Annotated in this window: 25 protein-coding genes; 12 read left to right on the top strand and 13 right to left on the bottom strand. The window is 67.7% G+C overall.

Annotated elements, in window-relative coordinates:
• Positions 1 to 2: 2 nt before the first annotated feature.
• The 5 genes from G7B71_RS04775 to G7B71_RS04755 all read left to right on the top strand — a co-directional run bounded on the left by G7B71_RS04775 (position 3) and on the right by G7B71_RS04755 (position 4,133).
• The gene (locus G7B71_RS04775) at positions 3 to 839 is read left to right on the top strand and encodes an ABC transporter ATP-binding protein (protein WP_166038405.1); all 837 of its coding nucleotides are present in this window, start codon (positions 3 to 5) and stop codon (positions 837 to 839) included.
• Positions 840 to 858: 19 nt separating this feature from the next.
• Entirely contained in the window at positions 859 to 1,875 is a 1,017-nt protein-coding gene (locus G7B71_RS04770; RefSeq protein WP_166038403.1) for an MlaD family protein, read from the top strand.
• Positions 1,876 to 1,886: 11 nt separating this feature from the next.
• Positions 1,887 to 2,480, top strand: a complete 594-nt coding sequence (locus G7B71_RS04765; protein WP_166038401.1) for an ABC-type transport auxiliary lipoprotein family protein — start codon at positions 1,887 to 1,889, stop codon at positions 2,478 to 2,480.
• A 61-nt stretch (positions 2,481 to 2,541) separates the two neighbouring features.
• Positions 2,542 to 3,000, top strand: a complete 459-nt coding sequence (locus G7B71_RS04760) for a hypothetical protein (RefSeq protein WP_166038399.1) — start codon at positions 2,542 to 2,544, stop codon at positions 2,998 to 3,000.
• 5 nt (positions 3,001 to 3,005) lie between these two features.
• The gene (locus G7B71_RS04755; protein ID WP_166038397.1) at positions 3,006 to 4,133 is read left to right on the top strand and encodes an alanine racemase; all 1,128 of its coding nucleotides are present in this window, start codon (positions 3,006 to 3,008) and stop codon (positions 4,131 to 4,133) included.
• A 3-nt stretch (positions 4,134 to 4,136) separates the two neighbouring features.
• Here G7B71_RS04755 and G7B71_RS04750 read toward each other — a convergent pair whose 3' ends face one another.
• Genes G7B71_RS04750 through rarD form a run of 3 tightly spaced genes read right to left on the bottom strand, consistent with a single transcriptional unit; the run spans position 4,137 to position 6,342 of the window.
• Positions 4,137 to 4,802 carry an adenylate/guanylate cyclase domain-containing protein gene (locus G7B71_RS04750; protein WP_166038395.1) on the bottom strand — a complete coding sequence of 222 codons (666 nt, stop codon included), beginning with the start codon at positions 4,800 to 4,802 and terminating at the stop codon, positions 4,137 to 4,139.
• Complete coding sequence (locus G7B71_RS04745; RefSeq protein WP_166038393.1) at positions 4,789 to 5,379, bottom strand: YdeI/OmpD-associated family protein; 591 nt, start codon at positions 5,377 to 5,379, stop codon at positions 4,789 to 4,791. The genes G7B71_RS04750 and G7B71_RS04745 overlap by 14 nt, the downstream gene beginning before the upstream one ends.
• Positions 5,380 to 5,409: 30 nt before the next feature.
• Positions 5,410 to 6,342: an EamA family transporter RarD gene (gene rarD, locus G7B71_RS04740; RefSeq protein ID WP_166038391.1), complete on the bottom strand. Its 933-nt coding sequence runs from the start codon at positions 6,340 to 6,342 to the stop codon at positions 5,410 to 5,412.
• Between the two features lie 75 nt (positions 6,343 to 6,417).
• Between rarD and G7B71_RS04735 the strand changes: the two genes are divergently transcribed.
• From G7B71_RS04735 to G7B71_RS04725, 3 genes are read left to right on the top strand one after another with little or no spacing between them, the layout of a single operon-like run.
• Entirely contained in the window at positions 6,418 to 6,849 is a 432-nt protein-coding gene (locus tag G7B71_RS04735; protein ID WP_166038389.1) for a hypothetical protein, read from the top strand.
• 1 nt (position 6,850) lies between these two features.
• Complete coding sequence (locus G7B71_RS04730; protein ID WP_166038387.1) at positions 6,851 to 7,234, top strand: ribose-phosphate pyrophosphokinase; 384 nt, start codon at positions 6,851 to 6,853, stop codon at positions 7,232 to 7,234.
• 51 nt (positions 7,235 to 7,285) lie between these two features.
• On the top strand, positions 7,286 to 7,945 hold the full coding sequence (locus G7B71_RS04725; RefSeq protein WP_166038385.1) for a hypothetical protein: 660 nt from the start codon (positions 7,286 to 7,288) through the stop codon (positions 7,943 to 7,945).
• A 6-nt stretch (positions 7,946 to 7,951) separates the two neighbouring features.
• Here the strand turns inward: G7B71_RS04725 and G7B71_RS04720 are convergent, their stop codons facing one another.
• The 5 genes from G7B71_RS04720 to G7B71_RS04700 form a co-directional block, all read right to left on the bottom strand.
• Positions 7,952 to 8,521: a TIGR00730 family Rossman fold protein gene (locus G7B71_RS04720; RefSeq protein WP_166038383.1), complete on the bottom strand. Its 570-nt coding sequence runs from the start codon at positions 8,519 to 8,521 to the stop codon at positions 7,952 to 7,954.
• A 61-nt stretch (positions 8,522 to 8,582) separates the two neighbouring features.
• On the bottom strand, positions 8,583 to 9,569 hold the full coding sequence (locus tag G7B71_RS04715; protein WP_166038381.1) for an adenosine kinase: 987 nt from the start codon (positions 9,567 to 9,569) through the stop codon (positions 8,583 to 8,585).
• 4 nt (positions 9,570 to 9,573) lie between these two features.
• Complete coding sequence (gene gpmA / locus G7B71_RS04710; protein ID WP_166038379.1) at positions 9,574 to 10,260, bottom strand: 2,3-diphosphoglycerate-dependent phosphoglycerate mutase; 687 nt, start codon at positions 10,258 to 10,260, stop codon at positions 9,574 to 9,576.
• Entirely contained in the window at positions 10,260 to 11,393 is a 1,134-nt protein-coding gene (locus G7B71_RS04705; protein ID WP_166038377.1) for a M14-type cytosolic carboxypeptidase, read from the bottom strand. Before G7B71_RS04705 ends, gpmA begins: the two co-directional genes overlap by 1 nt.
• Positions 11,390 to 11,995 carry a DUF4136 domain-containing protein gene (locus G7B71_RS04700; RefSeq protein WP_166038375.1) on the bottom strand — a complete coding sequence of 202 codons (606 nt, stop codon included), beginning with the start codon at positions 11,993 to 11,995 and terminating at the stop codon, positions 11,390 to 11,392. Before G7B71_RS04700 ends, G7B71_RS04705 begins: the two co-directional genes overlap by 4 nt.
• 250 nt (positions 11,996 to 12,245) lie before the next feature.
• Here G7B71_RS04700 and G7B71_RS04695 point away from each other — a divergent pair, with 250 nt between their 5' ends.
• From G7B71_RS04695 to G7B71_RS04685, 3 genes are all read left to right on the top strand, one after another.
• Entirely contained in the window at positions 12,246 to 13,883 is a 1,638-nt protein-coding gene (locus tag G7B71_RS04695; protein ID WP_166038374.1) for a peroxidase family protein, read from the top strand.
• 89 nt (positions 13,884 to 13,972) lie between these two features.
• On the top strand, positions 13,973 to 14,098 hold the full coding sequence (ykgO, locus tag G7B71_RS04690; RefSeq protein ID WP_166038372.1) for a type B 50S ribosomal protein L36: 126 nt from the start codon (positions 13,973 to 13,975) through the stop codon (positions 14,096 to 14,098).
• A gap of 91 nt (positions 14,099 to 14,189) precedes the next feature.
• Positions 14,190 to 14,813, top strand: a complete 624-nt coding sequence (locus G7B71_RS04685) for an HAD family phosphatase (protein ID WP_166038370.1) — start codon at positions 14,190 to 14,192, stop codon at positions 14,811 to 14,813.
• Between the two features lie 28 nt (positions 14,814 to 14,841).
• On the opposite strand, the gene pepN is transcribed toward G7B71_RS04685, so the two are convergent.
• The 3 genes from pepN to lnt form a co-directional block, all read right to left on the bottom strand.
• Positions 14,842 to 17,424, bottom strand: a complete 2,583-nt coding sequence (gene pepN, locus G7B71_RS04680) for an aminopeptidase N (protein WP_166038368.1) — start codon at positions 17,422 to 17,424, stop codon at positions 14,842 to 14,844.
• Positions 17,425 to 17,512: 88 nt separating this feature from the next.
• Positions 17,513 to 18,754, bottom strand: a complete 1,242-nt coding sequence (metK, locus tag G7B71_RS04675) for a methionine adenosyltransferase (RefSeq protein ID WP_166038366.1) — start codon at positions 18,752 to 18,754, stop codon at positions 17,513 to 17,515.
• Positions 18,755 to 18,810: 56 nt separating this feature from the next.
• Positions 18,811 to 20,322, bottom strand: coding sequence for an apolipoprotein N-acyltransferase (gene lnt, locus G7B71_RS04670; RefSeq protein WP_166038364.1), 1,512 nt, complete (start codon positions 20,320 to 20,322; stop codon positions 18,811 to 18,813).
• Between the two features lie 125 nt (positions 20,323 to 20,447).
• On the opposite strand from lnt, the gene G7B71_RS04665 reads away from it, so the two are divergent.
• Positions 20,448 to 21,437 (top strand): adenosine kinase, encoded by a 990-nt coding sequence (locus tag G7B71_RS04665; protein WP_243406102.1) that lies wholly within the window; start codon positions 20,448 to 20,450, stop codon positions 21,435 to 21,437.
• Positions 21,438 to 21,496: 59 nt separating this feature from the next.
• Here the strand turns inward: G7B71_RS04665 and G7B71_RS04660 are convergent, their stop codons facing one another.
• Both G7B71_RS04660 and G7B71_RS04655 read right to left on the bottom strand, forming a co-directional pair.
• Positions 21,497 to 21,655 carry a hypothetical protein gene (locus tag G7B71_RS04660; protein WP_166038360.1) on the bottom strand — a complete coding sequence of 53 codons (159 nt, stop codon included), beginning with the start codon at positions 21,653 to 21,655 and terminating at the stop codon, positions 21,497 to 21,499.
• A gap of 105 nt (positions 21,656 to 21,760) precedes the next feature.
• Positions 21,761 to 23,365: an amino acid permease gene (locus tag G7B71_RS04655; protein WP_166038358.1), complete on the bottom strand. Its 1,605-nt coding sequence runs from the start codon at positions 23,363 to 23,365 to the stop codon at positions 21,761 to 21,763.
• Positions 23,366 to 23,459 lie beyond the last annotated feature (94 nt).

Here is a 23,459-nt window from a genome sequence, read left to right as displayed (position 1 = left end):
CGATGGCCGAAGCCGATCTCGCCAAGGCGGCCGATCCGGTCGGGGAGCCCGATGACGACATCGTCATCTGCGTGCGCGATCTCAAGAACTGCTTCGGCGAGCAGGTCGTTCACGAAGGCCTCGACCTCGACGTCCGCCGCGGCGAGATATTGGGCGTGGTCGGCGGCTCGGGCACCGGCAAGTCGGTGCTGATGCGCTCGATCATCGGCCTGCAAACTCCGGTCGAGGGCGAGATCAAGGTGTTCGGCACCTCGATGATCGGCAAGGACGAGACCGAGGCGCGCAACATCCGCCGCCGCTGGGGCGTGCTGTTCCAGGCCGCCGCCCTGTTCTCGACATTGACCGTAGCCGAGAATGTCCAGCTGCCGATCCGCGAATATTTCCCCGGCCTCGACCAGGATATGATGGACGAGATCGCGGCCTATAAGATCGCGATGTCGGGCCTCGCCGACGATGCCGGAGCCAAATATCCGGCGGAGCTGTCGGGCGGCATGAAGAAGCGCGCCGGAGTCTCCCGCGCCCTCGCGCTCGACCCCGACCTGCTGTTCCTCGACGAGCCCACCGCCGGCCTCGACCCGATCGGCGCGGCGGCGTTCGACGAGCTGATCCTCGACCTGCGCAACGCACTCCATCTTACCGTGTTTCTGATCACTCATGATCTCGACACTTTGTACGCGATCTGCGACCGAGTGGCGGTGCTCGCGGACAGGAAGGTGATCGCGGTGGGAACGATCGACGAGTTGCTCGCGCTGGACCATCCCTGGATCCAGGAATATTTCCGCGGTCCGCGCGGCCGGGCCGTGACCGAGCATTCGGGCGTCAGGAGACCGGGACAATGAAGCGAGGCAAGACCGGCTGATGGAAACCCGTTCCAACCAGATCCTGGTCGGCGCCGTCGTGCTCGGCCTCCTTCTCGCCGTCGTCGTGTTCATGATCTGGCTGAGCCAGCTCTCGGAAGGCGGCCGCAAGAGCTACGACGTCTTCTTCCAGCAGTCGGTCGAAGGCCTCAACAAGGGCAGCCGAGTCACCTATTCGGGCGTTCCGGTGGGCGAGGTCGACCTGATCGAGCTCGACCCGCGCAACCCCCAGTTCGTTCGGGTGCGTATCACGGTTAAGGACACCACGCCGGTCCTCGCGCCGACGCGGCTGCCCAACGGTGAGTCCGCCAATGACGGCACCACCGCGACCATTTCCGGAGTCGGCTTCACCGGCGTTTCCGAGATCCAGCTGACCCTGCCGGATTCGGCGCGCGCACCGGGCCAGCGCGCCCTGCTCACCTGTCCCAATGACGGTCCCAGCCCGGTCTGCCCCTATGGCGTGCCGGTGATCCCGCCGCGGCCGGGCGGATTCGCGGCGATCCTCAACAGCGCTCCGGAGCTGCTCGAGCGGGTGACCTCGCTGACCGAACGGCTGACCGCGGTCTTCTCCGACCGCAACCAGCAGTCGATCGCCCAGATCCTCGACAATGTCGAACAGCTGACCGGCTCGCTCGGCGAGCGCGGGCCGGAGATCGCCGCGACCCTGGCCGAAACCCGCAACACCTTGCGCCAGGCCGGAACTGCGGTCGAGCAGATGGGCCAGCTCGCCGCTTCGACCGACCGGCTGATCAACCAGGAAGGCCCGGCACTGACGGCGGACCTCAGGCAGTCGATCCAGTCCGCCTCGGCGTCCCTCCAGGCGCTTGAAGCGGCGGTCAACGACGCGCGGCCGGGCATCCAGACCTTCTCGACGCGGACGTTGCCGGAAGTGGGCGCGCTGATCCGCGACCTGCGCGCCACGTCGGAATCGCTACGCAACGTGTCGGAGCGGCTCGATCAGCGCGGCGTCGGCGGGATCCTGGGCGGCGAGCGGCTGCCCGATTACAATCCGGACTGAGGGTGACGAGCATGCGTGAACGGCTTTCTGCAAAAGCGGGCGTGATCGTCGCCCTGGCGCTGTCGCTTGCCGGCTGCCTCGGCGGCGGGAACGTGCCGAGCGAGCTGCTGACGCTGACTCCGAACGACCCGCCCGCGGCGGGCGCGGCCCGGTCCGGCGGCGTCGGCGACGGGCTTGCGGTGCTCACCCCGAGCGTGCCGCAGGCGCTCAGCACCACGCGAATCCCGGTCTACGTCAATCCGACCACGATCCAGTATCTCCAGAACGCGACCTGGGTGGCGCCGCCCAAGGATCTGTTCCGCCGCCTGCTCGCCGAGACGATCGCCGGCCGCACCGGCCGCCTCGTCCTCAACCCCGATCTCTACACCGAGGTGCAGGGCCCGACGCTGACCGGCCAGCTTATTCAGTTCGGCTACGACCCGGCCCAGGCGTCGGTGGTGGTCACTTTCGAGGCGGCGCTCGCCCGCGGTGCCCAGTCGGTGCAGACCCAGCGCTTCGAATCGCGCGTGCCGGTGGCTCAGCCGGTGACCGCGGCCGTCGCTCCGGCGCTCAACCAGGCCGCCAACGACGTCGCCGAGCAGGTTGCCGACTGGATCGGCCGCTAGCGCCCTTGCAACCCGCGCTCTCCCGCGCGCATTGTCGCCTTGGGCATTGACGGAGACCTGCATGCGCGCGCGGACGATCATTCTCGGCTCCTTGCTGGCGCTTGCCGCCTGCGCCGACGGCCGCGACGCGGAGCTGCCCACCGAAGAGGCGAATGCGCAGAACGAGCAGCGCATCACCATGCTCAACGAATATCACGAGCAGCTTCTGCAGCTGCCGCCCGATGCGCAGCGGCTGGCGATGATGCGGGCGGTCCGCCGCACCGGCAATCGCTGCCAGCGCGTCGACAATGCCGGCTATCAGCAGGAACATCTCAACATGCGCATGTGGGTCGCGCAGTGCGGCGTCGAGGAGAAAATGTTCGCCGTCTACATCGCGCCCAATGGCGACGTTCAGGTGCGCGACTGCGCCCAGGCCGGCCAGCTCTCGCTGCCGCGCTGCGAGGGGCTGCCGCCGGCGACCCCGACCGAGAACATGTTCCAGGAAGGCGCGTCGGATAAGGCCTACCGCAACGGGATGTGACGCCCATGCGGCTGACCGACCTCGAAACGCCGGCGCTGCTGCTCGATCGCACCCAGCTCGACCGCAACATCGCGCGCATGCGGACTCAGCTCGATGGCCTCCGCGTCGGCCAGCGACCTCATCTCAAGACCGCCAAGAGCATCGAGGTCGCACGGCGCGTGGTCGGTCGGGACGGTGGCCCGATCACCGTATCGACCCTGCTCGAAGCCGAGCGATTTGGCGAAGCCGGCTTTACCGACATCCTCTACGCGGTCGGCATAGCGCCCAATAAGCTCGACCGGGTGATCGCGCTTCGGCGGCGCGGGATCGACCTCGCCATCGTCACCGACAATGTCGAAGCGGCCGGGGCCGTCGCGGCGGCGGCGCGCGACGCGCGCGAGCGAATCCCGGTGCTGATCGAGATCGACAGCGACGGCCACCGGGCTGGCGTCCGGCCCGACCAGCCCGACCTCCTCGTCGCCATCGCCCGCGCCTTGTCCGACGGCGCCGAGCTGCGCGGAATCATGACCCATGCCGGCGGTTCCTATGAGGCCCGCACGCCGGCCGAGCTCGTCCGCGCCGCGGCGCAGGAACGGGACTCGGCGGTCGCCTGCGCGGCGATATTGCGCGGCGCGGGCTTCGCCGCGCCGGTGGTCAGCATAGGCTCGACGCCGACCGCGCTCAGCGCCACCGGGCTCGACGGCGTCACCGAGGTTCGCGCCGGCGTCTATCTGTTCTTCGATCTGGTCATGGCCGGCATCGGCGTGGCGTCGGTGGACGAGATCGCCCTGTCGGTGCTGACCACCGTCATCGGCCACCAGCGCGACAAGGGATGGATTTTGGTCGATGCCGGCTGGATGGCGATGTCGCGCGACCGCGGCACCGCGAGCCAAGCGGTCGACCAGGGCTACGGCCTGGTCTGCGACCTCGAAGGCAATCCGTTCGTCGATCTCGTCATGATCTCGGCCAACCAGGAGCATGGCATCCTCGCCATCCGCGACGGCTCGTCCGCGCGATTGCCGGACCTGCCCTTCGGCACGCGGCTGCGCATCCTTCCAAACCACGCCTGCGCGACCGCGGCGCAGTTCGGCGACTATCAGGTGGTCGAGGACGGCGCGGTCGTCGCCCGCTGGCCGCGCTTCAACGGCTGGTAGGGCTCAGCGCAGCTCGAACCGGGCGAGGACGAGGCTCGACGCATGCATGTCGCGGCCGCACTCGCGAGTTTTGATTCCGAGTGCACGGGCCCGCGCGCTCGCTGCCTCTGTGAGCAGAATCTGGCCCGGCTCGGCGACGTCCTCGCCGAGCTTCGACGCGAGGTTAAGCTCGTCCCCGAACATGTCCTTCTCGTCGATGTTGAGGATGTGGCCGTAGCCGATCCCGGTCGCGACGCTGATCGGCGGGCTGTCCGGATAGACGGGCGGCACCTGCTCGAGGCGCGCGTTGATCTCGCGCGCGGCGGCGACCGCCTGGGGGACGTCCTCGAACATGCAGTAGAGATTGTCGGCCTCCGCCTTGACGACCAGCCCGCCGGCCATCTCGACCGCCGGCTTGGCCACCGCGCGAAGCTGGTGAATCATCAGCAGGAAGCAGGCGATGCCGTGGCATTGGGTGGTGATCGAGAAGCCGCTCATGTCGAGCACCATCACCGCGCGCACCTCGCCGAAGTCGCGCTCGATCTGCGCGGCGATGCGCGAACGCTCGTCCGGGCGCGCGACCATGGCGTCCAACAATGCTTCGAAATGCTCCCTGCTGTTGTGCCGAATCGGCGGCGTGCCGCCCGCGCCGGCCGGCATGAGGCCCGAGGGTTCGTCAGCAGGATTCATATTTCCAGTGGCGCCGCTTGCCCTCGGCCATCCACTCGACGGCCTGGGCGACGCGCCTGGCCCGGGTCTCGGGCCGCTTCGATTCCACCACCCATTGCATATAGTCCCGCTGCGCGCTCGGCGGGAATCCGTCATAGGTCGCCCGCGCCGGCGGGTTGGCGGCGAGCGCCTGCGCCAGATCGTCGGGCATGGGGATCGGCTCCTTGACGGTCTTGTTGCGGACCGGTTTCACGCCCTCGTCGATCAGAGCCATCGCCTTGCGGGTCATGTCGATCAGCGCCGCCCGCTCGGGCAGATCCTCGACCCTGGTGAGCCGTCCGAACTCGCCCATCGCGCCGTTCTTCGCGTCGCCTTCGCGAAGCTGCTGGCCCTGCCAGAAGCCCATCACCGCATGCGCTTTGAACGCCGCCATGTTGGCGAGCGGCCGGCCCTTGTAGAGGAAGGCAGGCATGCTCCACTTGATCGATTCCTCGATCTCGCCGGCTTCGTGGAGCGTGTCGCGAATATGAGCGAGGATCGGCCGGGCGAACTCCGCCTGCCTCCCGATATATTCGTCGATTCGAGGATCCCGGCTCATCGGGCGGAGAGGATGCCCCCGCCCAACGCCTCAGGCAAGCGATTCGACCGGCACCCGCCGCGAGCGCACCGCCCGCCGCCAACCGTCGAATGTAACGATCGCAAGCGCCGTCCAGATCGCGCCGAAGCAGACGAGGTGGGCGGTGGTCAGCGCTTCGCCGAACAACAGCACCGCGAACAGGAACTGCAGCGACGGCGCGATATATTGGAGGAAGCCTATGGTCGACAAAGGCAGTCGCCGCGCCGCCGCGGTGAACAGGAGCAGCGGGATCGCGGTGATCGCGCCGCCCGCCACCAGCAGGACGATCGTCCCCCAGCTCCAGCTGTCGAAGCCGCCCTGGCCGGTCGAGTCGATGAACAGAATCCAGCCGAGCGCGATCGGCGCGAGCATCGCGGTTTCGATCGACAGCCCCTCGAGCGCGTCGACCGCGACGATCTTGCGGAGATAGCCGTAGAGCGCGAAGCTCGCCGCCAGCGTCAGGCTGATCCACAGGCCCGACGCCGCGCCCACGGCGAGCACCGCGACTCCCGCCGCGGCGAGTCCGGTGGCGAAGATCTGCGCCTTGCTCAGCCGTTCGCCGAGCAGCGCCACGCCGAGCAGGATGTTGACCAGCGGATTGAGATAATAGCCGAGGCTGCCCTCGAGCACATGCCCGCTCACCACCGCCATGATGTACACGAGCCAGTTCACCGCGATCAGCACCGCGCTCGCCACCAGCGTGAGGAACACGCGCCGGCTGGCGAGGGCCGCCTTCACCGAGGTCCAGCGCCGCCACAGGGCGACGAGCACCGCGAGGAAGATCAGCGACCAGATGATCCGGTGCGCGAGGATCTCGCCCGGCGAGACATGCGCCAGCGCCTTGAAATAGAGCGGCAGTACGCCCCACAGCAGATAGGCGGAGAGGCCGTAGATTAGGCCGGCCCTGCGCTCCTGCGCGGCATCTGCGGTCGGAGTGGTGCTCATGAGGCGGCGAGCGAGTAGAGCAGGGGCCGGGGAGTCACAACCCCGTTTTACGTTGCAACTTGATAAGCTGGATTTATGCGAAGCTTCGGCCTGATCTCAGCTCTTCTGGCTCTCGTCGCCGTTGCCAGCTGCGGTGCGCCCCCGCCGCGCAATGAGCAGCAGCCTTCGACCGAGGCGTCACCCTCGGCGAACGGCTTGCCCCCGCTGGAGGAGTCGGCGCGCAGCGCCGAGCGCGCCGACCTGCTCCCGCCCGACGCCGTGATCGGCGGCGACTCGCAGACGGAAGACGCCGAGACGATCGCTTTCGACAGCCGCAATCCGCCGTCGCGGCTGCTCGCCTGGTACCGCGCCGAGGAGCGGGACTTTCGTCTCGGCAGCGAGCTTCAGGAAGGCGCCGAATATGTGCTGAGCGGCTCGACCGACGCGCCCGACCGCGACTTCACGATCCGGCTCGCGCCCGGCCGGAACGGCGGCACCAGCGGCATGCTGCTGTTCACGGACCGCTAGAATGGCTGCGCTCGCAGATGCGGAAGAAGTGCGCGCTCACCTGATCGGCGCCGCGGCCGCCAGCACGCCGCTCACTTATTCGGAGCTGCTCGAACGGCTCGGCTATCCCTTCTCGCGTCCGCGCATGCGGCAGCTCTGCGTGCTTCTCGGCGAGGTCGATTCGATCGGCGAAGCGAAGGGCGAGCCAGAGCTCGCGGTGCTGGTGGTCCGCCAGTCGGACGGGCTGCCGGGCCAGGGCTGGTGGATCGGCTTGAGCGAGCGCTACGGCTACAAGGGCCCTTGGGAGGGGCCCGAAGCGAGCCGCTTCATCGCCGGTCTTCAGGCGCAATGCTTCGCTTTCTGGACGTCCCGCGCCGGGACGGTCCCGCCAAGAGACGGCGGTTAACCACAAGCGCTCACCCATTGGCGCGTCGCATGAGGCATAAGCCTGATCCTGATGCGCGACCGTAAAGGCCATATGATGCTGTTCTGCGCCGCTTCCGCCGGCCTCCTCCTGCTCGCCGGGTGCGGCGGGTCGACCGAGGCCAATAATCTGGCCCAACTCGACAACGTGATCGCGGCGGCCGACGCCGATCCGGCGCTGACCAGCGCTCTGCAGGACGACATCCTCGTCGACCCCGCCTTGGTCCAGCAGTCGAACGCCAACGCTGTGCGCCAGCCCGAACGGCCGCTGACCGCGCAATATCCGCCGAGCCGCGTCGGCGCCTCCGGGCAGGGCGGCTCCGCAGCCAATCCCGAGGCACCGATCGCGGGGGCCTGCGGCGTTCCGATCCAGTATGGCCCCGAATGGGCCGAGCGACTGCCGCCCGAATTCCCCGCTTATCCGGGCGGACGCGTGACCGAGGCGGCGGGCGTCAATCACGGCAATTGCCGGATGCGCGTGGTCACCTTCACCACCGGGCACAATTGGCAGCAGGTGGTCGGCTGGTATCGCGAGGTCGCGGTCCGCGCCGGCTTCGACGCCGAGCAGCAGTCGCGCGGCGGCGACCAGATCCTGGCCGGCGTCAATCCGCGTACCGACGGCGCCTATTACCTGATCGTGACGCCCGCACAGGGCGGCTCGGAAGTGGCGTTGATCGTCAACAACGGCCGTTAACAGCCGCTACCAGACCATCCCGCGCTCGGTCGCGCCGGAGGCGGCGGACAGCTGTTCGATCGCGTCGTCCGGCCCGCGCGTCACGAGCAGCTGGGCGCGCCGGGCCGGCGAAATGAAGCCGGCCTCGACCGCGGTGTCGAGGAACGCGAGCATCGAATCCCAGAAGCCATCCTCGGCAAGCACCGCGAACGGCTTGGCGTGGTAGCCGAGCGCGTTCCAGCTCCACGCTTCGAACAGCTCGTCGAGCGTTCCGATGCCGCCGGGAATCGCCACGAAGGCGTCGGTCAGCTCGGTCATCAGCGCCTTTCGCTGGTGCATCGTGGTGACGACGTGGAGCTCGGTGAGGCTGGTATGGGCAACCTCGAGATCGACCAGCGCCTGCGGGATCACTCCGAACGCCTCGCCGCCGGCCGCCAGCACCGAATCGGCGATTACGCCCATCAGGCCGCGATGGCCGCCGCCATAGACGAGGCCGATGCCGCGCTCGGCCATGCGCGTGCCGAGCCGGCGCGCGAGGTCTTCATGGGCCGGGTCGGTGCCCATCGATGAGCCGCAATAGACCGCCAGTCGCTTCACTTGTCTCTCACCCTTCGAAATGCGGCGGACGCATGGGCCCGGCGCGGGCCCAAGTAAAGCGTCAGCGCGCGATCAGAGCCTTGAGGTCCGACTGCGGCCGGGCACCGAAATGGGAGATCACCTCGGCCGCCGCGATCGCGCCGAGACGCAGGCACTCGGCGAGCGGTTCGCCGCGGGCGTGGCCGAACAGGCAGCCGGCGGCGAACAGGTCGCCGGCGCCGGTCGTGTCGACGACGCGCTCGATCGGCTGCGCGGGGGCGGAGACGCGCTCGCCGCGGTGGACGGCGGTGGCCCCCGACGCGCCATGGGTGACGACGAGCAGATCGACCTGCGCCGCCAGCTTTTCGGTGGCCGCTTCGACGTCGTCGATGTCGGCGAGCGCGGCAAGCTCGATCTCGTTGAGGAACAGCATGTCGATCTTGCCGTCGGCGAGGAGCCGGACGAAGCGGTCATGCTCGCGGCGGATGCAGGCGATGTCGGACGGGGTCAGCGCGACCTTGCGCCCCGCCTCATGGGCGATTGCGATCGCATGTTCCATCGCCGCGCGGGCGATCGGCGAATCCCACAAATAGCCTTCGAGATAGAGGATGGCGGAGTCGCGGACCTGTTGCTCGTCGATCATCTCCGGCGAGAGAAGGTGAGCGGCGCCTCCGAAGGTGCACATCGATCGCTGGGCGTCGTCGGTGACCAGGATCAGGCAGCGGGCGGTGGCGGCTCCGTCCGCGTCGGGCGGCGTCGCATATTCGATGCCGGCATCGTGAAGCTCGCGGGTGAACAGGGCACCGAGCCGGTCATTGCCGACCTGGCCGACGAAGCCGACCTTGCCGCCGAGCGCAGCGAGGCCGACGGCGGTGTTGGCGGCCGAGCCGCCGCTGATCTCGCGCGCGCCGGTCATCCGGGCGTGGAGGTCGAGCGCCTCGGCCTCACAGAGAAGGCGCATCGAGCCTTTGACGAGGCCGGCGCCCTCGACCAGCGCCTCGTCGGCGGGGGCGATCACGTCGACGATGGCGTTGCCGATCGCGAGGACGTCGAGCCGGGCGGCGGCCACGGCGCTACCGATCCTTGAGGTAGTAGCGCTCCAGCGCGTTCAGATCGTCGTCCAGTTCGTAGACGATCGGCTGGCCGGTCGGAATCTCGAGGCCGGTGATCTCGTCGTCCGGGATGTTGGAGAGGTGCTTCACGAGGGCGCGAAGCGAATTGCCGTGCGCCGAGATCAGCACCCGCTGGCCATCGCGCAAAGCCGGCGCGATGCGCTCCTCCCAATAGGGAAGGACTCGGGCGATCGTGTCCTTGAGGCTCTCGGTCTGCGGGATCGGAACGCCCTTGTAGCGCACGTCCTTGGCGAGGTCCCAGGGATTGCCCTCTTCCGGCAGCGGCGGCGGGATGTCGAAGCTTCGGCGCCAGATATGGACCTGCTCCTCGCCATGCCGGGCGCGCATCTCGTTCTTATCGAGACCGGTGAGGCCGCCATAATGGCGCTCGTTGAGCCGCCAGTCCTTCTCTTCCGGAAGCCACAGCCGGCCCATCGCCTCAAGCGCCAGATGCAGGGTCTTGATCGCCCGGGTCTGGAAGCTGGTGAAGCACTGGTCGAAGTCGAGCCCGCGGTCGCGCATCAGCTCGCCCGCGGCCCAGGCCTCGCGCTCGCCCTGCTCGGTGAGGTCGACGTCCCACCAACCGGTGAAGCGGTTCTCGAGATTCCACGCCGACTGGCCGTGGCGGATCAGGACGAGCTTCGGCATCAGGCGCGATAGTCCGCGAGCTCGTCGAGCATGCCATGGAGCGAGTCGAGGCAGGCGCGCGCCAGCAGTCGGCAGCGGTCGGGCGACCAGCCATATTCCGGATCGGGCAGGTCGGCATTGTCCTTGAACGGCATTTCCAGGGTCATCGACACCGCGCCGAACCGCTCGGCGAGCTGCGCGGTCGACATCGACATGTTTGCCTGGCCCGGCTTGGCGACCTCATAGCCATGCTTCTTCTGGAAGTCGGGCGAACGGGCGACGAGCTCGTTACCGAAGCGGTGGAACAGCTCGAGCTGCTCCTCCTTGATGCTCGGAATGCCCTCGAACCCGGCGAGGAAGTTGTGCGGGATCGCCTCGTCGCCATGGACGTCCATGGCGAAATCGACGCCGGTCGCGTCCATCGCCTTGAGGATGTGGACGACCTCGGGGCTCTTCTCGAGGCTCGGTGCGTGCCATTCGCGGTTGAGGTTGACGCCCGCCGCGTTAGTACGAAGGTGTCCGCGCCGCGAACCATCCGGGTTCAGGTTCGGGACGATGTGAAGCGTCGTGCGCTGGCGAAGCTGGCGGGCGACCGGGTCGGCCGGATCGAGCAGCTTCTCGAGCGCGCCTTCCATCCACCACTCGGCCATGGTCTCGCCGGGATGCTGGCGTCCGTAGATCCACACCTGCAGAGGCCCATCGCCCATGCGCAGATAGTCGATCTCCTGACCGTCGAGGGTCTGGCCGAGCGAGCGGTAGGCGACTCCGGGATGCTCGATCACCGAGGCGATGAGGTCGTGGTGGCGCTCCATCGTGTAGGGCGCGAAATAGGCGATCCAGACGCTGTCGGCGGCCGGGCTCACCCGGATGGTGAGGATTCCGTCGTCATAGGACGTGTCGGTGCGCTCCCATTCGTCGCGGTCGTAGGACACGCAGGCGCGGTAGCCCTCCCAGCCGTTCGGATAGGCCGAGCCGGCGGCGTTGAGAATCCGAAGCTCGAGGTCGCGGCCCGCCGCGCCGGTCACGCGGAAGTAGAACCACTGGTAGAAATCCGACTGGTGATCCTTGACGATCTCGAGGTCGATTCGGTCACCTTCGACGGTGACCAGCTTGATGTTGCCGCCGTCGAAGGGGCTGCTGATGGAAAGACTCATGGCACGCGGATAGTGCGCCCGGATTCTCCTGGGAAGCCTTGAAAGAGCGCCGGCGCGAGTCGGTCGACCGCATTCGCGGCATTGGCCAGCGGCGAGTTGCCGAGCGCTTCCATCTGCGCCCGGCCTTCCCAGATCGCACTGCCGTCGGAGCGGCGCTGCAGCCTTACCGCCAGCTCGGTGTCCACGACCATGTTGGGACGCGAGCCGCCGATCGGGACTTGCACGCCGCCGCCTGCTCCGAAGCCGCCGCCGAGATAGCCGCCGCCGAGGCCGATGCTGAGGCCGGAGCGGCGGGCCCCTTGGCGGGCGCCCTGGTTCACCCGCACGAGGGCAACCTGCTCCGAACGGACATTGCCGCGGGTGACCTGCCAGCCGAGCCGGGTGAGCTCGCGCTCGACGGCATTGGCGAAGCGGTTGAACTCGAAGCTGCCCGCCTGGGTCGCGTCGATTGGCTCGACCGAGATGGTGCCGCGCGCCGGCTCGTGGCCGAGATGGAAGCGGGTGACGTCGACGCCGGAGCTGACCATGCCGCCATTGGTGGCGCATCCGGCGATCAGGGCGGCCAGGCCGATCGCGGCGCCGCGCACGAGCATGAGTTTCATCTTACCCTCTCGTCGTCACGTGAACCCTATCGGTGGTGTAACGATCATCCCGGATTTTTGCTGCACGCGCGGCGCGCACGCCGGCGCGCGCCGCGGCCATGACGCGACAGGGCGAGTGGGCTGGGCGCCGGCCGGTAGCATAGAGCAAACCCAATCATTTTCGCGGCGAGCGAATAGACGCTCCCACGGAGCTGCCAAAAGAGGTAAGTAGAAGAAGCTCCAATTGTTCGACTCGACTTGGGAGGGTGTCATGGCGAACGGCGGACCTTTGTCCTGGATTCCGCGGCCGGTGCGGCCGGTTCTGATCAACATCGTCAACAATACGACGCCGATCCGCCGCTGGGTCAGCAAGAAGACCATCAACCGCTACGGCTATGCGGCGCCGCCGCGGCCGCGGCCGGTGTCGATGGCGGCCGACTATGTCACCTGGCGCGGGCTCACCGACCGCCGCTATTCGGGCCGGCACCTGCCGGTGCCCAAGGACGACGTCTCGCCGAAGAAGCCGGCGATGGAGGACGTGCTTGCGCTGTTCGCGCGCAAGGAATTTCGGCCGGCGAACGACACCAGCCTGCTGTTCCCCTTCTTCGCGCAATGGTTCGTCGACAGCTTCCTCAGGACCAAGTGGGAGGATCCGACCAAGGACCGCCATTTCCAGGAGAATGAGAGCAACCACGAGATCGACCTGTGCTCGATCTACGGGATGACCGAGGCGCAGACCCAGATCCTGCGCGAGAAGAGTGAAGACTCAGGCCGCCGCGGGCGCCTGCGCACCCAGGTCATCGGTGGCGAGGAATATCCGCCCGCTCTGTTCGAGAGGAAGGCGGACGGGACGGTCGGGCTGATCGACGCCTATGACACGCTCTACACGAGAGCCAATTTCGACCGGGTCTACAATCCCCCCGACCCGACCCGCGCGTGGAACGACGAACAGAAACTCCATGCCTTCGCGGTCGGGCTCGAGCATGGCAGCTCGACGCTCGGCAATTCGATCATGAACACCCTGTTCGTCCGCGAGCACAATCGCGTCGCGGGGATCATCGAGGCGGCGCATCCCGATTGGGACGACGAGCGCGTGTTCCAGACTGCGCGCAACGTCGTGATCGTCGAGCTGCTCAACGTCGTGATCAGCGACTATATCGTCCACATCGCGCCGATCGACATCAAGATCGAGGCGGTGCCGGGGATGGCCGAGCGCGAGCGCTGGTACCGGACCAACTGGATGGCCGTCGAATTCGCGCTTCTGTACCGCTGGCACGACCTCATCCCGGACCGATTCGGGGTGACCCGCGAGGACGGCACAATCGAGGAGCATCACGGCAGGGACCTGATGCGGGCCAACAAGCTGCTGGTCGAGGTCGGTCTCGACCGCCTGCTCGACGACGCCAGCCGCCAATATGCCGGCAAGATCGGCATCGGCAACACCGCCGATTTCCTGCTCGAGGTGAAGCGGCTCAGCATGGACATGGCGCGCGCCTGCCGGCTGCCGAGCTACAATGCCTATCGCAAATATTACGGCCTCAAGCCCAAGACCTCGTTCCAGGCACTGACCGGGGACAGCGCGCTCGCCGGCAAGCTCGAGGCGCTGTACGGCGACATCGACCGGCTCGAATGGTTCGTCGGCCTGTTCGCCGAAGGCTATGACGAGGATTCGATGATGGGCGAGCTGCTCGTCACGATGGTCGCCAACGACGCCTTCACCCAGGCGCTGACCAACCCGCTGCTCGCCAAGGCGGTCTATTGCGAGGACACCTTCTCCAAGGAAGGGCTGGAGATCATCCAGCAGAATCGCACCCTGGCCGACATCATCGTGTGCAACACCGGGATACAGAATCCGGCCAAGGTCGGCTTCCAGGTTCGCAAGCCGGTGATGCCCACGCCTGCGGGTTGACTACGGGCGCCCACTTGCCTAGGTGGGCGCCTCGCTTTTCCAGGCAACTCAATTCACTTCCGTTTAGGAATAGGTCAGGTCGTCGCGCCATGAAGATCCGCAACTCTCTGAAGTCGCTCAAGGAGCGCCACCGCGACAACCGCGTCATCCGCCGTCGGGGCCGCACCTACGTCATCAACAAGACGAACCGCCGCTTCAAGGCGCGCCAGGGCTAATAGCCCCGCGTCTGCTGCGACCGCGCACCCTGGCCTCGGGTTCAGGGTGGGTTTTCGTGTGCGCATCGCGCGGCGCTGAAGCAGGTTCGGCATGACGGATCGCGTCGCTCCTCCCACCGCCGTCATCTTCGACGTCGGCAACGTCCTCTACGGTTGGGACCCCGAAAGCTTCCTCGTCCGGCAGATTGCCGACGATTCGGAGCGTCTCCGCTTCATCGAGGACACCAACCTCTACGCCTGGCACGATACTCTGGACGGCGGACGGCCGTTCGACGAGGCCGCGGCCGAGCTCAGCGAGACGTTCCCAGCCTATGCCGAGATGATCTCCGCCTGGGGCAGCCGCTTCGGCGAGACGATCACCGATCCGGTTCTCGGTGTGCATGAAATAGTCGCCGACCTGGATCAGATGGGCGTTCCGCTCTTCGCTATCACCAATTTCTCTGCCGACTTCTGGCCGCCCTTCGTCCAGCGTGAGCAGGCCTTCTTCAGCCGCTTCCGCGACATCGTCGTATCGGGCGTCGAGAAGATGATGAAGCCCGACCCGGCGATCTACTATCTCGCGCTCGACCGCTTCGGCGTCGCGGCGCGCGATGCCCTGTTCATCGACGACCGCCAGATTAACGTCGACGGCGCGCTCGCGGTGGGGATGCGCGCGCACCTCTTCACCGGCGCCGAGGACCTGCGCGCCCGGCTGGCCGCAGAGGGGCTGCTGTAGAGCTCCCTCTCCCCGCTGGGAGAGGGCTTTAAACCAAGCTCTTGCTCGCTTGCTCGAACACGTCCTTCGACGTGCCGGGCTGGTCGACGATACGCTGGAGCTCGGCGCGCATCAGGGCGGCTCGGGGCTCGCCGAAACGGCGCCAGCGGCCGAGCGGCGGCACCAGCTTCGCCGCGGTCTGCGGATTGAGCTTGTCGGCGGCCGCGATCATCTCGCCGAGGAAGCGGTAGCCGCGGCCCGATTCGTGGTGGAAGGCGCGCTGGTTGGCGGCGAACGCGCCGACCAGCGAGCGCAGCCGGTTGGGATTGGTCAGCGTGAAATCGGGATGCCGGGCAAGTTGCTCGACCGAGTCGACGGTGTCGTCGCGAGTCGCCAGCGCCTGGGCAGTGAACCATTTGTCGAGAACCAGCGCGTTGTCGCGATAACGCTCGTAGAAGGCGTCGAGCGCGGTTTCGCGCTCGGGCGCATGGCTGTTGACCAGGATGCCCAGCGCGCCCTGGCGGTCGGTCATGTTGTCGGCCTCGTCGAACTGCTGAAGCGCCATCCGCGGCGCATCGTCGGCGCTGGCGGCGGCGATGTAGCCGAGCGACACCGTACGCAGGCGGCGGCGGCCCTTGGCGGCGGGCGACAGCTCGTAGCGGTTCGCGGTCGACGACCCGTAGGCGGAGCGCCACAGATCCTCGAGCTGCTCACCCAGGGCGCGGCGCAGCGATTCGCGCGCGGCGTGGACGGCCTCGGGATCGACCACCGGGAGATTGTCGCCGATGAACGCCTCGCTTGGCAGAAGCACCGCCTCGCCGACGAAGGCCGGATCGAGCGCCGGGTCGCGAAGGGTCTGCTCGACCGCCTCGACGACGGCCAAGTGGTCGCCACCGCCGTTGATCGACGCGATCAGAGTGTCGAGCATCAGCTGCTGCATCGCCTCGTAGCGGGCGAAGGGGTCATCGTCGCGCGCCGACAGGAAAGCGAGGTCGGCGGCGCTACGGTTCGATTCGACGATGATCGGCGCGGAGAAGCCGCGATTGATCGATAGAATCGGCCGCTCGCCGAGTCCGTCGAACACCAGCTCGGTTCGGGCCTCCTCGAGCATGACCAGGCGGTCCTCATGCTTCTCGCCGCTGCGCTCGCCGAAGAGGGCAAGGCCGATTGGGATCGGCATGGGCTTCTTGGTCGGCTGGCCGGGGGTCGCCGGCACTTCCTGCTCGAGCACGAGATGGGCGCGGCCGTCGCCCGGCTCATGGGTGAGCTCGGCGCGGACCCTGGGCGTGCCGGCCTGGCCGTACCAGAGGCGGAAGCGCGACAGGTCGACTCCGCTCGCCTCCTCCATCGCCCGGACGAAATCCTCGCAGGTCACCGCCTCGCCGTCGTGGCGATCGAAATAGAGATCGCTGCCGGCGCGGAACTGCTCGGGGCCGAGGATGGTGCGCATCATGCGGATCAGCTCGGCGCCCTTGTTGTAGACGGTCGCGGTGTAGAAGTTGCTGATCTCAATGTAGGAATCGGGGCGCACCGGGTGGGCGAGGGGGCCGCCATCCTCGGGAAACTGGGCGGCGCGAAGGGCGCGGACGTCCTCGATGCGCTTGACCGCGGCGCTGCCCATGTCGGCGGAGAATTGCTGGTCGCGGAAGACGGTGAAGCCTTCCTTCAGCGACAGCTGGAACCAGTCCCGGCAGGTGACCCGGTTGCCCGACCAATTGTGGAAATATTCGTGAGCGACGACTCCGGCGACCGCGTCATAATCGGCGTCGGTGGCGATGTCGGGATCGGCCAGCACGTAGCGCGAGTTGAAGATGTTGAGGCCCTTGTTCTCCATCGCGCCGAAATTGAAATCGGCGACCGCGACGATGTTGAACACGTCGAGGTCGTACTCGCGGCCGTAGGTGTCCTCGTCCCACTTCATCGACTGCTTCAATGCGTTCATGGCGTGCTCGGTGCGCGGCAGATCTTCCTCGCGCACCCAGATGCCGAGGTCGACGGCGCGGCCCGAGCGGGTGACGAACTGGTCCTTGCGCGCCTTGAGGTCGCCGGCCACGAGCGCGAACAGATAGCAGGGCTTGGGGAAGGGATCGTGCCACTCGGCCCAGTGGCGGCCGCCGTCCAGGTCGCCGCTGCCGACCGGATCGCCGTTGGAAAGGAGGATGGGGTAGGTCGCCTTGTCGGCGATCATCCTGACCCGGTAGCGGCTGAGCACGTCGGGGCGGTCGGGGAACGGCGTGATCCGCCGGAAGCCCTCGGCCTCGCACTGGGTGCAGAGCAGGCCGCCCGATGCGTAGAGGCCCATGAGCTGGGTGTTGGCGGCGGGCGAGATCTCAGTCTCGGTCTCGACGACATGGGCGGCGCCGGTGAGCGGGATGACGAGCTTGTCGTCGGCGGGCTGGGCGTCGACCGGCGCGCCGTCGACCTTGACGCTGAGAATCTTGCCCGCCTCGGTGTTGAGAGTCAGCGGCGCATCGCCGTTACGCTCGACGGTGAGTCGGCTGCGCACGATCGTGCGCTCGGCGCCGAGCTCGAATTCCAGCGCGATCTCGGGGACGGCCCAGGCCGGCGGGCGATAGTCTTCGCGGCGGGTCGCCGCGGGCGGAGCCGCAGGGGCGCTTCGGGCGTCGAGCATGGCCGGGATTTAGGCCGCCCGGCGGGGACTCGCAAATGGAGTCGTCGGCAAGAGCGCCCGCCCGGCCGTCCGGGCGGGCCGTCCTGTCTTAAAGCGCCGCCTTCAACTGATCGACCAGGTCGGTCTTTTCCCAGCTGAACAGGTCGCCTTCCGCCTTGCGGCCGAAATGGCCGTAGGCCGCGGTCGGCGAATAGATCGGCTTGTTGAGGCCGAGATGGGTACGGATGCCCTTCGGGGTCAGGCGCACCAGAGTCGGGAGCACCTGCTCGAGCTTCTCGGCGCTGACGCCGTTCTTCTCGGTGCCGTGGAGGTCGACATAGAGCGAGAGCGGCTCGGCGATGCCGATCGCGTAGGAGAGCTGGATGGTGCAGCGCTTGGCGAGGCCCGCCGCGACGACGTTCTTGGCGAGGTAGCGCGCCACGTAAGCGGCCGAGCGGTCGACCTTCGTCGGGTCCTTGCCCGAGAAGGCGCCGCCGCCGTGCGGGGCCGCGCCGCCATAGGTGTCGACGATGATCTTGCGGCCGGTGAGGCCGGCGTCGCCGTCCGGGCCGCCGATCTCGAAGCGGCCGGTCGGGTTGACGTAGATCTTGGTCTCGTCGGTGATGAAGCCCTTCGGAAGCACGTCGTTGAACACGCCGACGACATAGTCGCGAAGCTCGGCATACTTCTCGGGATTCGAGCCTTCGCGGCCGTCGTCGCAATAGCCCGGCGCGTGCTGGGTCGAGACGACCAGAGCTGTCGCGGCGACCGGCTCGCCATTCTCGTAGCGAAGCGTCACCTGGCTCTTGGCGTCCGGCTCGAGGAAGTCGACCTTGTTCGAATGGCGATCGGCCGCCATCCGCTCGAGGATGCGGTGCGAGTAATAGAGGGTGGCGGGGAGCAGGTCGGGGGTCTCGTCGGTGGCGTAGCCGAACATGATGCCCTGGTCGCCGGCGCCTTCGTCCTTGTTGCCGCTCTCGTCGACGCCCTGAGCGATGTGCGCGGACTGGCCGTGAAGATGGTTCTCGAAGCTGGCGGTCTGCCAGTGGAAGCCGTCCTGCTCGTAGCCGATCTTCTCGACGGTGTGGCGGACGACCTGCTCGATCTCGTCGCGCACTCCGGGGGCCCAGCCATGGGTGTCGGCGAATTCGGTCTCGTCATAGACGCCCTTGCAGCGGATCTCGCCGCCGACGACGATGCGCTGCGTGGTCACCAGCGTCTCGCAGGCGACTCGCGCCTCCGGGTCCTTGCCGATGAACAGGTCGACGATCGCGTCGGAAATCTGGTCGGCAACCTTGTCCGGATGGCCTTCCGACACCGATTCGGACGTGAAGATGTAGTTGCTGCGCATTGCGAGAACGGCCTTTTCGCTCTGAGATTGGTGGTTATGCGGATATAAGGATGTCTTTATGTGCGGCGCTCACTAGCCCGCTTTGGGCGCGACTGCAACGCCGCGAGCCCAGCCGCCGCGATGACCAGCAGCAGTGCGAAGACGAAGGGCATCCAGTTGCCGGCGCGGGCGAACAGGGTCGGCGGCGCGGGCGGCGGCAGGCGGGTGTCGATGACGCCAAGCTCCTGCCAGGGCAACGAGGCGAGGACTCGGCCGCGCGCATCGATCACGCCCGAGATCCCGGTCGGGGTCGAACGCAGCACCGGCAGGCCTTCCTCAAGGGCGCGAAGCCGCGCCTGGGCGAAATGCTGGGGCGGGCCCCAGCGGCCGAACCAGGCGTCGTTGGAGGGATTGAAGATGAAGTCGGGGCGGTTGGCGCGGTCGACCACTTGCCCTGAGAAAACGATCTCGTAGCAGATCTGCAGCCCGACCCGGCCGAACCGGGGCAGGTCGAGCGTGCGCGGGCCCGGCCCTTCCCAGGTGTCGAGCGTTCCCGGCACGAGGCGCGACAGGCCGATCGGCTCAAGCAGGGCGCGCATCGGCAGATATTCGCCATAGGGCACGAGATGCGCCTTGTCGTAGCGGCCAAGCAAGCGGCCCGCGGGATCGATCACCCAGGCGCTGTTGCGGGCGCCGGTCGCGCGGCCGGCGGAGTCGCGCTCGATCTTAAACCCGCCGGTGAGCAGCAGGTCGTCCTCGCCGAGCCAGCTGCCGATCATCCGCGCGTCGGACGGTCTCTCGTCGAGGAGGAACGGAACGCCATCCTCCGGCCACAGCAGGAGTCGCGGCTCGCCGGTCGTGTTCACCGCGGACTCGCGGAATCGGAGCAGCTGCGGGCCGTAGCCTTCTTCGTGCTTCTGGTCCTGGCTGACGTTCGGCTGAACGATGCGAACGGCGGGTCCGGGTTCACCGCTCGGCGCCGGCGTTGCAAGCCAGGCGATGCCGACCAGTGCCGCCACCGCAACAGCCAGTCCGCCGCCGTCCTTCCAGCCGCGCCGCGCGAGCAGATAGAGACCGCCGGCGATCAGCGCCGCGAGGCCGCTGAGGCCGTAGGTGCCGAACAGGGCTGCGAACAGGGAGGCCGGAGTGAGCAGCAGCGAGACGCCGAGCGGATTCCACGGGAAGCCGGTGAACATCACCGCGCGCAGATATTCCGTCACGATCCATGCCGCTGCGAAGATCAGAACCATCCGCAGCCGGTCCCCACCCGCCCAGCGCCACGCCAGGCCGGCGGCCGCCGCGGGATAGACCGCCAGATAGAGCGAGAGCAGGACCACCGCGATCCAGCCGAGCCAGGCCGGCATGTTCGACTGGTAGGTGAAGGCGGTCGCGATCCAGTTCAATCCGAGCACGAATTGGCCGAGCCCGAAGCCCCAGCCACGAAGCAGGGCGCTGCGCAGGCTCGGAGCGCTCTCGAGCGCCCACAAGAGGAACGCGACGCCGACCAAGGTCAGCGGCCACAGATTGAGGGGAGCGAAGCCGCAGGCGCTCGCCGCCCCCGCCGCGACGCAGGCCAGGAACCATTTCATCGCGCCGAGCTATGGGGGTGGCCAGGCAACCATGCAAGCCAGCCCCGTTCCCGAGAGTCGGCGAACGGTTGCCCCGCGCCCTAACCCCCGCTAGGCGCGGCGCTTTCCAGCAGGAGCCACAAGTCTTGACCGCAGCCAGCCTCGACGTCCTTGCGATCGGCAACGCCATCGTCGACGTCATCGCCGACACCGACGCCGCCTTCCTCGAGCGCGAGGGCCTGCCCGCCGGCTCGATGCGGCTGATCGACGCGACCCGTGCGGTCGAGCTCTACGAAAAGATGGGACCGGGCCGCGAGATCAGCGGCGGCGCCGCCGCCAACACCCTGGCCGGCCTCGCGACTCTGGGCGCGCGCACCGCGTTCGTCGGCCAGGTCGCCGACGACCAGCTCGGCGCCATCTATCGCCACGACCTCACCGCCGCCGGAGTCCAGTTCGACACGCCCGCGCGCGAAGGCGAGCCGACCGGCCGCTGCCTGATCCTCGTCTCGCCGGACGGCCAGCGCACCATGAACACCCTTCTCGGCGCGTCCCATTACCTGCCCGCCGACGCGATTGACGACGAACTGGTGGCCAGCGCCTCGATCCTCCTGCTCGAAGGCTATCTGTGGGATCCGCCCGAGCCGCGCGCCGCGATGCGCCGCGCGATCGACATCGCCCGCAAGGCCGGCCGCAAGGTCGCGCTGGCGACCTGCGCCGACTTCTGCGTGCACATGCACCGCGGCGACTTCCGCACCCTCATCAATGAGGGCCTGATCGACATGCTGTTCGCCAACGACGAAGAAGCCGCGATCTTGGAAGGGACCGACGCCGAGGCGGCCATCGAATCGCTCGCCCGCGACGTTCCCCTGGTCGTCGTCACCCGCGGCGAGAAGGGCGCCGTCGCCGTCCAAGGCGGCGAGCGGGTCGAGATCAAGCCCGAGCCGGTCGACCGGGTCGTCGACACGACCGGCGCCGGCGACCTGTTCGCCTCCGGCTTCCTCTACGGCCACGTCCAGGGCCGCGGCCTCGAAGAGTGCCTGCGCATCGGCGCCATCGCCGCGGCCGAGGTCATCTCCCACTACGGCGCCCGCCCCGAGGCGGACCTCAAGGCGCTGGTCAAGCAGAAGCTGGGGTAAACGCCAATTTCGCCAGAAGCTAAAGGCCTCCGCTCGGGTGAGCGGGGGCCTTTTTGTTGTCAGTCTATCGGCTGACCGGGCGCCGTCCCGGGCGTCTGTGCCGGCCCGGGATCGGGCTGGTCGATGTCGGGCGCCGGGGGGACGATCTCGGGCGGCGGCTGGGTCGGCTGACCCGGTTGAGCCGGTGCGGGCGTCTCGGGCGGCGGTTGAGTGGCCAATTCTTGTCTCCTCACCCGCTCTGAACGCCGCTTCACCTCTCCCAGTTGCGAAACGGGCGGCCCCACCTGGTGGGACCGCCCGCTTCTTCATTCAGCCTCAGCCGATCAGAGCGGCTGGTTGGCGTTGGGATCGTGCGCACGATCCTCGTCGACGCCCGGGATCGGCGGCTGGATGTCGTGGATCTCCGGCTCGTGCACCTCGACGAGGCCGCGGCCGAGATGGCTCTTGCGATAGGAGTAGGCGAAGTAGATCACCATTCCGATCGCCGTCCAGATCGGAAGCACCAGCATCGCTTCAACCGGCAGGTTGAAGAACAGGAACAGGCAACCGAGAACCGTCAACGGCGCCACCAGCCACAGCGCAGGCACCCGGAAGGATCGCGCCCGGCCCGGATCGCGCTTGCGCAGCATCCACACCGCAATCGCCACCATCAGGAAGGCGTAGAGCGTGCCCGCATTGGCAATGTCGGCGAGCTGCCCGACCGGGAAGAAGGCGGCAGCGGCGGCGACGATCACGCCGGTGATCAGAGTCACGACGTGCGGGGTCTTCCAGCGCGGATGCACCCGCGACAGCGCCTCCGGCAACAGGCCGTCGCGCGACATCACGAAGAAGATGCGGGTCTGGCCGAACAGCAGGATCAGGATGACCGACGGAAGCGCAATAAAGGCCGCATAGCCGATCAGGTTGCCGATCGTTCCGAATCCGATCGTGTGGAGCACGTGGGCGAGCGGCTCGCGGGAGCAGACCAGCGCCTCGGCATATTGCGGGGTCGCACACATCCGCGCCAGTTCGGGGGTGCCGGTGCCGAGAGGCGTGCCGTCGGGGCCCATGACCGGCTGGCCGCCCATCGCGCCGATCGCGCCGGCCGCGACCAGGATGTAGAAGATGGTGCAGATGGCCAGCGAGCCGATCAGGCCGATCGGCACGTTGCGCTGCGGGTTCTTGGTCTCCTCGGCGGCGGTCGACACCGCGTCGAAGCCGACATAGGCGAAGAACATCGTGGCGGCTGCGCCGACGATACCGACGCCCGAGCCGAACCCGCCGAACAGGCCGCCCGGAGCGAACGGGGTGAAATTCTCGCTCTCCATGACCGGCAGGGTCAGGATCACGAAGGCGGTGAGCGCGGTGACCTTGATCGCGACCAGCACCGCATTGAACTTGGCGCTCTCCGACGTTCCGACCACCAGCAACGACGTCATCAGAAGGGCGATGATCGCCGCCGGAAGATTGATGAAGCCCCCTGGCTGGCCGCCCAGGATCAGCGGCCCGGCCTTGAGGGCCGCGGGCAATTCTATTCCCCAACTTCGGGCCATGACCGTGTCGGTAAAGTAGTTGGACCAGCCGACCGAGACGGCGGACGCGCCCACCGCATATTCGAGCAGGAGGGCCCAGCCGACGGTCCAGGCGAGGAACTCGCCCTGGACCGCGTAACTATAGGTGTAGGCCGAGCCGGCGACGGGGACCATCGAGGCGATCTCGGCATAGCAGAGCGCCGCGACGACGCAGACCGCGCCGGCGACGATGAAGGCGATGGTGAGGCCAGGGCCGGCCTTCTGCGCGCCGACCGATGTCAGCACGAAGATTCCGGTGCCGATGATGCAGCCGACACCGAACAGTGTCAGCTGAATCGCACCCAGCGAGCGCTTCAGCGATTTCTTTTCCGCCGTCGCCAAGATGGCGTCGAGAGGCTTTACCCGCCCAAAAATCATCGTCGTCCCCTTAAGTCCGCGGCATTGCACGCCCGCCGCTTCGTGGGCGGGGAGCCTAGTGGCTTGTGACGGAGGCGCAATATGGAAAACGCGC

The organism is Sphingosinicella sp. YJ22 (genome assembly GCF_011320075.1).
In the GTDB taxonomy this organism is placed as follows: Bacteria; Pseudomonadota; Alphaproteobacteria; order Sphingomonadales; family Sphingomonadaceae; genus Allosphingosinicella.
The sequence above is the reverse complement of the archived record's forward strand: the minus strand, read 5'-3'. Positions and strand labels throughout refer to the sequence as shown.

What these genes read in the sequence shown, in the direction of transcription:
- G7B71_RS04775 (WP_166038405.1), top strand. Translation starts at nt 3, where the DNA reads ATGGCCGAAGCCGATCTCGCCAAGGCGGCCGATCCGGTCGGGGAGCCC.
- G7B71_RS04770 (WP_166038403.1), top strand. Translation starts at nt 859, where the DNA reads ATGGAAACCCGTTCCAACCAGATCCTGGTCGGCGCCGTCGTGCTCGGC.
- G7B71_RS04765 (WP_166038401.1), top strand. Translation starts at nt 1,887, where the DNA reads ATGCGTGAACGGCTTTCTGCAAAAGCGGGCGTGATCGTCGCCCTGGCG.
- G7B71_RS04760 (WP_166038399.1), top strand. Translation starts at nt 2,542, where the DNA reads ATGCGCGCGCGGACGATCATTCTCGGCTCCTTGCTGGCGCTTGCCGCC.
- G7B71_RS04755 (WP_166038397.1), top strand. Translation starts at nt 3,006, where the DNA reads ATGCGGCTGACCGACCTCGAAACGCCGGCGCTGCTGCTCGATCGCACC.
- G7B71_RS04750 (WP_166038395.1), bottom strand. Translation starts at nt 4,802, where the DNA reads ATGAATCCTGCTGACGAACCCTCGGGCCTCATGCCGGCCGGCGCGGGC.
- G7B71_RS04745 (WP_166038393.1), bottom strand. Translation starts at nt 5,379, where the DNA reads ATGAGCCGGGATCCTCGAATCGACGAATATATCGGGAGGCAGGCGGAG.
- rarD (WP_166038391.1), bottom strand. Translation starts at nt 6,342, where the DNA reads ATGAGCACCACTCCGACCGCAGATGCCGCGCAGGAGCGCAGGGCCGGC.
- G7B71_RS04735 (WP_166038389.1), top strand. Translation starts at nt 6,418, where the DNA reads ATGCGAAGCTTCGGCCTGATCTCAGCTCTTCTGGCTCTCGTCGCCGTT.
- G7B71_RS04730 (WP_166038387.1), top strand. Translation starts at nt 6,851, where the DNA reads ATGGCTGCGCTCGCAGATGCGGAAGAAGTGCGCGCTCACCTGATCGGC.
- G7B71_RS04725 (WP_166038385.1), top strand. Translation starts at nt 7,286, where the DNA reads ATGCGCGACCGTAAAGGCCATATGATGCTGTTCTGCGCCGCTTCCGCC.
- gpmA (WP_166038379.1), bottom strand. Translation starts at nt 10,260, where the DNA reads ATGCCGAAGCTCGTCCTGATCCGCCACGGCCAGTCGGCGTGGAATCTC.
- G7B71_RS04705 (WP_166038377.1), bottom strand. Translation starts at nt 11,393, where the DNA reads ATGAGTCTTTCCATCAGCAGCCCCTTCGACGGCGGCAACATCAAGCTG.
- G7B71_RS04700 (WP_166038375.1), bottom strand. Translation starts at nt 11,995, where the DNA reads ATGAAACTCATGCTCGTGCGCGGCGCCGCGATCGGCCTGGCCGCCCTG.
- G7B71_RS04695 (WP_166038374.1), top strand. Translation starts at nt 12,246, where the DNA reads ATGGCGAACGGCGGACCTTTGTCCTGGATTCCGCGGCCGGTGCGGCCG.
- ykgO (WP_166038372.1), top strand. Translation starts at nt 13,973, where the DNA reads ATGAAGATCCGCAACTCTCTGAAGTCGCTCAAGGAGCGCCACCGCGAC.
- G7B71_RS04685 (WP_166038370.1), top strand. Translation starts at nt 14,190, where the DNA reads ATGACGGATCGCGTCGCTCCTCCCACCGCCGTCATCTTCGACGTCGGC.
- pepN (WP_166038368.1), bottom strand. Translation starts at nt 17,424, where the DNA reads ATGCTCGACGCCCGAAGCGCCCCTGCGGCTCCGCCCGCGGCGACCCGC.
- metK (WP_166038366.1), bottom strand. Translation starts at nt 18,754, where the DNA reads ATGCGCAGCAACTACATCTTCACGTCCGAATCGGTGTCGGAAGGCCAT.
- lnt (WP_166038364.1), bottom strand. Translation starts at nt 20,322, where the DNA reads ATGAAATGGTTCCTGGCCTGCGTCGCGGCGGGGGCGGCGAGCGCCTGC.
- G7B71_RS04655 (WP_166038358.1), bottom strand. Translation starts at nt 23,365, where the DNA reads ATGATTTTTGGGCGGGTAAAGCCTCTCGACGCCATCTTGGCGACGGCG.